Origin of the sequence: Aliidiomarina soli, assembly GCF_003986975.1 — a bacterium.
GTDB classification, from domain to species: domain Bacteria; phylum Pseudomonadota; class Gammaproteobacteria; order Enterobacterales; family Alteromonadaceae; genus Aliidiomarina; species Aliidiomarina soli.
Window position 1 is genome coordinate 284,251 of record NZ_PIPO01000006.1, and the last position, 6,037, is coordinate 290,287.

At 46.9% G+C, this 6,037-nt stretch carries 10 protein-coding genes; all 10 read left to right on the forward strand.

The annotated features are described in order from the left end of the window. Positions 1-2 precede the first annotated feature (2 nt). The 10 genes from rpsE to rplQ all read left to right on the forward strand — a co-directional run bounded on the left by rpsE (position 3) and on the right by rplQ (position 5,608). Positions 3-503, forward strand: a complete 501-nt coding sequence (rpsE, locus tag CWE14_RS13740; protein ID WP_126789371.1) for a 30S ribosomal protein S5 — start codon at positions 3-5, stop codon at positions 501-503. Positions 504-510: 7 nt separating this feature from the next. Further along, the gene (gene rpmD / locus CWE14_RS13745; protein WP_126789372.1) at positions 511-693 is read left to right on the forward strand and encodes a 50S ribosomal protein L30; all 183 of its coding nucleotides are present in this window, start codon (positions 511-513) and stop codon (positions 691-693) included. 3 nt (positions 694-696) lie between these two features. Beyond that, complete coding sequence (gene rplO, locus CWE14_RS13750; protein ID WP_126799891.1) at positions 697-1,131, forward strand: 50S ribosomal protein L15; 435 nt, start codon at positions 697-699, stop codon at positions 1,129-1,131. Between the two features lie 7 nt (positions 1,132-1,138). After that, a complete protein-coding gene (gene secY / locus CWE14_RS13755) occupies positions 1,139-2,467 on the forward strand; it encodes a preprotein translocase subunit SecY (RefSeq protein WP_126789374.1) in 1,329 nt (442 codons plus the stop codon). Positions 2,468-2,491: 24 nt separating this feature from the next. Beyond that, the gene (gene rpmJ, locus CWE14_RS13760; protein WP_111570027.1) at positions 2,492-2,605 is read left to right on the forward strand and encodes a 50S ribosomal protein L36; all 114 of its coding nucleotides are present in this window, start codon (positions 2,492-2,494) and stop codon (positions 2,603-2,605) included. Positions 2,606-2,727: 122 nt separating this feature from the next. After that, on the forward strand, positions 2,728-3,084 hold the full coding sequence (gene rpsM / locus CWE14_RS13765) for a 30S ribosomal protein S13 (RefSeq protein ID WP_126789375.1): 357 nt from the start codon (positions 2,728-2,730) through the stop codon (positions 3,082-3,084). 14 nt (positions 3,085-3,098) lie between these two features. Next, the gene (gene rpsK / locus CWE14_RS13770; RefSeq protein ID WP_126789376.1) at positions 3,099-3,488 is read left to right on the forward strand and encodes a 30S ribosomal protein S11; all 390 of its coding nucleotides are present in this window, start codon (positions 3,099-3,101) and stop codon (positions 3,486-3,488) included. A 30-nt stretch (positions 3,489-3,518) separates the two neighbouring features. After that, entirely contained in the window at positions 3,519-4,139 is a 621-nt protein-coding gene (gene rpsD / locus CWE14_RS13775; protein WP_126789377.1) for a 30S ribosomal protein S4, read from the forward strand. A gap of 25 nt (positions 4,140-4,164) precedes the next feature. Continuing rightward, complete coding sequence (locus CWE14_RS13780; protein WP_126799892.1) at positions 4,165-5,154, forward strand: DNA-directed RNA polymerase subunit alpha; 990 nt, start codon at positions 4,165-4,167, stop codon at positions 5,152-5,154. A 55-nt stretch (positions 5,155-5,209) separates the two neighbouring features. Further along, entirely contained in the window at positions 5,210-5,608 is a 399-nt protein-coding gene (gene rplQ / locus CWE14_RS13785; RefSeq protein WP_126789379.1) for a 50S ribosomal protein L17, read from the forward strand. Positions 5,609-6,037: the final 429 nt, after the last annotated feature.

Here is a 6,037-nt window from a genome sequence, read left to right on the forward strand (position 1 = left end):
ACATGGCAAATGTAGAAGCTCAAAACGGTGAGTTCATGGAAAAGTTGATCACAGTTAACCGCGTATCAAAAGTGGTTAAAGGTGGTCGCATTTTCAGTTTCACCGCATTAACTGTGGTCGGAGATGGTCAGGGTAAAGTAGGTTTCGGTTACGGTAAGGCACGTGAAGTTCCTGCCGCTATCCAGAAAGCTATGGAAAAAGCACGTCGCAACATGGTGACTGTGCAGTTGAATGGGGACACCCTTCAGCATCCTGTTAAAGGCCGTCACTCTGGTTCGCAGGTATTTATGAAGCCTGCCTCCGAAGGTACTGGTATCATCGCCGGTGGTGCGATGCGTGCAGTACTCGAAGTGGCTGGTGTTCACAACGTATTGTCTAAGGCATACGGCTCAACCAACCCGATCAACGTAGTCCGCGCTACGATCAAAGCCCTGGAAGCTATGAATTCTCCAGAGCAGATTGCTGCGAAACGTGGACTGCCTGTTGGTTCAATTGTGGGGTAAGTGAACAATGGCTAAAAAGACAGTTAAAGTAACCCAAACTAAAAGTGCAATTGGGCGTTTGCCTAAGCACAAAGCGACTCTTCGCGGTTTAGGTTTACGTCGCATTAATCACACTGTTGAGCTGGAAGATACAGTTTCAGTTCGCGGTATGATTAACCAGGTAAATTACATGGTTAAGGTGGAGGGTTAAGATATGTTCTTGAATTCATTGACTCCTGCACCAGGCGCGAAAACCTCTAAGAAGCGTGTAGGTCGCGGTATTGGTTCTGGCCTGGGTAAAACTGGTGGTCGTGGTCACAAGGGACAAAAGTCTCGCTCAGGTGGCAGCGTGAAACCAGGTTTTGAAGGCGGCCAAATGCCAATTCAACGTCGTCTGCCGAAGTTCGGTTTTACCTCGCGTAAAGCGATGGTAACTGCTGAAGTAACTCTGGCAGAGCTGGCGAAAGTGAACGGTGATACTGCTTCTGTAGCAACGTTGAAAGAACTAGGTTTAATCAAAAAGAACATTCAGTTCGTGAAAGTGGTTAAGTCTGGCGAAATCAATCGTGCTATCACTGTTCAGGGTGTAAAGGTAACTAAAGGCGCGCGCGAAGCTATCGAAGCGGCCGGCGGTAAAATCGAAGGATAAGAGATAAATGGCTAAACCAGGATTGGAGAACTCCAGCGCAAAGGGCGGCTTGTCTGAGCTCAAATCGCGTTTGCTATTCGTGCTCGGTGCGATCATCGTGTTCCGTGCTGGCTCTTTTGTGCCTATTCCTGGTATAGATGCCGCCGTTCTGGCTGAACTCTTTTCCCAGCAACAGGACACCATCGTGGCCATGTTTAACATGTTCTCTGGTGGTGCTCTGGAGCGAGCTTCCATACTCGCGTTGGGAATTATGCCGTACATTTCGGCCTCGATTATTATGCAGCTGTTAACTGTGGTTCATCCAAAGTTGGCAGAGCTTAAGAAAGAGGGCGAAGCTGGACGACGTAAGATCAGTCAGTATACGCGTTGGGGTACGTTAGTACTTGCTACGTTCCAGTCAATTGGTATCGCGACCGGTTTACCAAACCTGATGCCAGGTTTGGTTATTGATCCGGGTTTTGCGTTTTACTTTACTGCGGTTGTTTCTCTGGTTACTGGTACCATGTTCTTAATGTGGTTAGGTGAACAGATTACCGAGCGTGGGATTGGAAACGGTATCTCAATTATCATCTTTGCCGGGATTGTCGCTGGCCTGCCGTCTGCTATCGGTCAAACGATTGAGCAGGCACGTCAAGGCGATTTGAATGTCTTACTGCTGTTTTTAATTGCCGTAATTATTCTGGCCATCACTTATTTTGTAGTATTTGTTGAGCGCGGACAGCGTCGCATTGTGGTAAACTATGCGAAACGCCAGCAAGGCCGTAAGGTTTTTGCCGCACAAAGCTCGCATCTGCCGCTTAAAGTGAATATGGCTGGTGTAATTCCGCCAATTTTTGCATCGAGTATTATTCTGTTTCCAGGTACAATAGCGACCTGGTTTGGACAGGGTGACACTGGTATTGCGAATATTCTTCAGGAAGTAGCCTTAACGCTATCACCTGGACAACCGCTTTACGTGATGCTATATGCAGCCGCGATCATCTTTTTCTGTTTCTTCTATACTGCGTTGGTATTTAACCCTCGCGATACAGCAGATAACCTGAAGAAGTCTGGTGCGTTCATTCCGGGTATTCGCCCAGGTGAGCAAACCTCGCGTTATATCGATAAAGTAATGACTCGTCTGACACTCGCAGGTGCGTTGTACATTACCTTTATTTGTTTGGTTCCTGAATTCATGATGATTGCGTGGAACGTTCAGTTCTACTTCGGCGGTACATCTTTGCTGATTATCGTCATCGTGATCATGGATTTCATGGCACAGGTACAAACTCACATGATGTCTCATCAATATGAGTCTGTGCTGAAGAAAGCGAACCTTAAAGGCTACGGCCGATAAGTTCGCGCGTTACGGAGAGTAGCAATGAAAGTTCGTGCTTCCGTTAAGAAGATCTGCCGTAACTGTAAGGTTATCCGTCGCAACGGTGTTGTACGTGTAATCTGCAGTGACCCTAAGCATAAGCAACGGCAGGGTTAAGTAAGTGAATCGGTCCAGTGCCTAATGGCACTGGGCTCGGTTTTTATTTGCATTGAGTCAATCGGTTGAGTATCCTAACGGGCTTTTTACCCGATGACCCTTTAACTATAGGAGATGTGTTAGTGGCCCGTATCGCTGGCATTAACGTCCCTGACAATAAGCATGCAGTCATTGCATTGACTTCGATTTACGGTGTAGGCCGTACTCGTTCGAAGGCAATCCTTGCAACGACTGGTATCGCAGAAACCACTAAAATTGGTTCTTTGTCAGAAGAACAACTGGATCAACTTCGTGAAGCTGTTGCCGTCTACTCTGTAGAAGGCGATTTACGTCGTGAAGTTTCTATGAATATCAAGCGTTTGATGGACCTCGGTTGTTACCGTGGCCTTCGTCATCGTCGTAGCTTACCTCTTCGTGGACAGCGTACTAAAACAAACGCTCGTACTCGTAAAGGTCCGCGTAAACCAATCCGTAAATAAGGGGGAATTGAGCAATGGCTAAGCAACCTACTCGTTCTCGGAAACGCGTTAAAAAGCAAGTCGCCGATGGCATGGCTCATATCCATGCTTCTTTCAATAACACCATTATCACTATTACCGATCGTCAGGGCAACGCTCTGTCGTGGGCAACCTCAGGTGGCTCAGGCTTCCGTGGTTCGCGTAAATCTACACCGTTTGCTGCTCAGGTAGCTGCGGAACGTGCTGGTGAAATGGCGAAGGAATACGGCGTTAAGAATTTAGAAGTGTTTGTGAAGGGCCCAGGTCCAGGTCGTGAATCATCGATTCGTGCTCTGAACGCTGTTGGTTATAAAATCACTAACATTACTGACGTGACACCGATTCCTCACAACGGTTGTCGTCCGCCTAAGAAACGTCGCGTTTAATTGGCGTGAAACGATAGTTGGAGAAAGAAGATGGCTAGATATTTGGGTCCAAAACTCAAACTGAGTCGTCGCGAAGGAACCGATTTGTTCCTGAAAAGCGGCGTTCGCGCAATTGACACCAAGTGTAAGTTAGAAACTGCACCTGGTCAGCACGGTGCCCGTCGCGGTCGCCTGTCTGACTACGGCGTTCAGTTACGCGAAAAGCAAAAAGTACGTCGTATGTTCGGCGTGTTAGAAAAGCAGTTCCGTAATTACTACAAGGAAGCTGCACGTATCAAAGGCAATACAGGTGAGAACCTACTGCAATTGCTTGAGCAGCGTCTTGACAATGTTGTGTACCGTATGGGCTTTGCAACAACTCGTGCGGAAGCGCGTCAGTTGGTCAGCCATAAAGCTGTAGTCGTTAACGGTCAAGTGGTCAACATTCCTTCATTTAACGTGAAGCCAGAAGATGTTGTCAGCATTCGTGAGAAAGCTAAAAAGCAGGCACGAATTGCAGCGGCCCTTGAGTTGGCAGAGCAACGTGAAAAGCCAACTTGGGTTGAAGTAGATAATAAAGCAATGGAAGGGACTTTTAAGCGTCTTCCAGAGCGTACAGATTTATCTGCTGAAATTAACGAACAGTTGATCGTAGAGCTTTACTCTAAGTAAGGCTTAAGCATAAAGAGAGGACACAATGCAGGGTTCTGTAACCGAATTTTTAAAACCAAGGTTAGTAGATATTGAACAAGTCGGCGCCAACCATGCCAAGGTAACCCTTGAGCCGTTGGAGCGCGGATTTGGTCACACGCTAGGAAATGCGCTGCGTCGTATTTTGCTCTCTTCGATGCCCGGTTGTGCGGTCACGGAAGTTGAGATTGACGGCGTGCAGCATGAATACAGCACGAAAGAGGGTATTCAGGAAGACATTATTGAAATCCTGCTTAACCTTAAAGGCCTTGCCGTTAAAATGGACGGCAAAAACGAGGCTACGTTGACCTTGACTAAATCCGGCGCAGGTCCTGTACTTGCAGGCGACATCACCACTGACGGTGACGTTGAAGTCTGTAATCCACAGCACATTATCTGTACTTTGACTGGCGACACTGAAGTGTCAATGCGAATCAAGGTAGAGAAAGGTCGTGGTTATGTGCCTGCGAATACTCGTTATAATGACGAGGATGAAGATCGTCCAATCGGCCGCTTGCTGGTTGATGCTTCTTTCAGCCCTGTTGAGCGTATCGCATATACAGTGGATTCAGCGCGTGTTGAACAGCGCACTGACCTGGACAAGCTTGTGATCGATATGGAGACCAATGGTACTCTAGATCCAGAAGAAGCTATCCGTCGTGCTGCGACTATCCTGGCTGAACAGTTGGAAGCTTTTGTCGAACTACGCGACATGAGTGAACCAGAAGAGAAAGAAGAGAAACCAGAATTCGATCCAATCTTGCTGCGTCCAGTCGATGACTTGGAACTGACAGTTCGTTCAGCGAACTGCCTGAAAGCAGAAGCGATTCAATACATTGGTGACCTCGTACAACGTACCGAAGTGGAGCTGTTAAAAACTCCGAACTTAGGTAAGAAATCGTTAACTGAAATCAAAGACGTTTTGGCGTCGCGTGGTCTGTCTCTGGGTATGCGCCTGGAAAACTGGCCGCCGGCTAGCCTGATCGACAACGATTAATCGTTCGTACCAGGTATAACCTTGGTATAGAGTTTTATTTAGAAGGGTATAGGTTATGCGCCATCGTAAGAGTGGTCGTCAACTCAACCGTAACAGCAGTCATCGTCAAGCGATGTTCCGCAATATGGCTAGTTCTTTAGTGCGCCACGAAGTTATTAAAACTACGTTGCCAAAAGCTAAAGAATTACGCCGCGTTATCGAGCCTTTGATCACATTGGCAAAAGAAGACAGCGTTGCAAATCGCCGTCTGGCTTTCGCACGTACACGTGATAAAGAAGTAGTAGGTAAGCTGTTCAACGATTTAGGTCCACGCTATTCAGAGCGTCCAGGTGGATACACACGTATTATGAAGTGTGGTTTCCGTACTGGTGACACAGCGCCTATGGCGTACGTCGAGTTAGTTGACCGTCCAGAAGTTGAAGAAGAAGCTGTTGTAGAAGCAGCTGAAGAATAAGGTTTAGGCTTTATTCATAAAAAACGGGGTCCTTGTGACCCCGTTTTTTTATGTCTATGTTTTTAGTTCTGGATAAGTAGTTCAGGATAGTCCTAATGAAAGTGCGCTGGAGCGTCCTTGCAGCGCGCAACATCCATGTTTTATTAATGTTACATTTATGTGTGCTCTTAGCCAGACTTATTTGCTCGTTTTTTGAACGATTAGCCAATGTCGTACAAAATGAGTTCAATTAATGGTCGTTTTGGGTGAAATTTACTCGTTCGATCCTATTTATTGGAAAAAGATCCAAAAAGGGGTTGCGCGCAGCGAGAAGATCTCTATAATTCGCCTCCGTTGTCAGGGCACATTGAGCGCACAGACAACCCTTGAAGCTCCTGAGTTCATTACGAATTAGTCGAGCACAAGGGCTGAAGAAAAAGTTCAAAATTC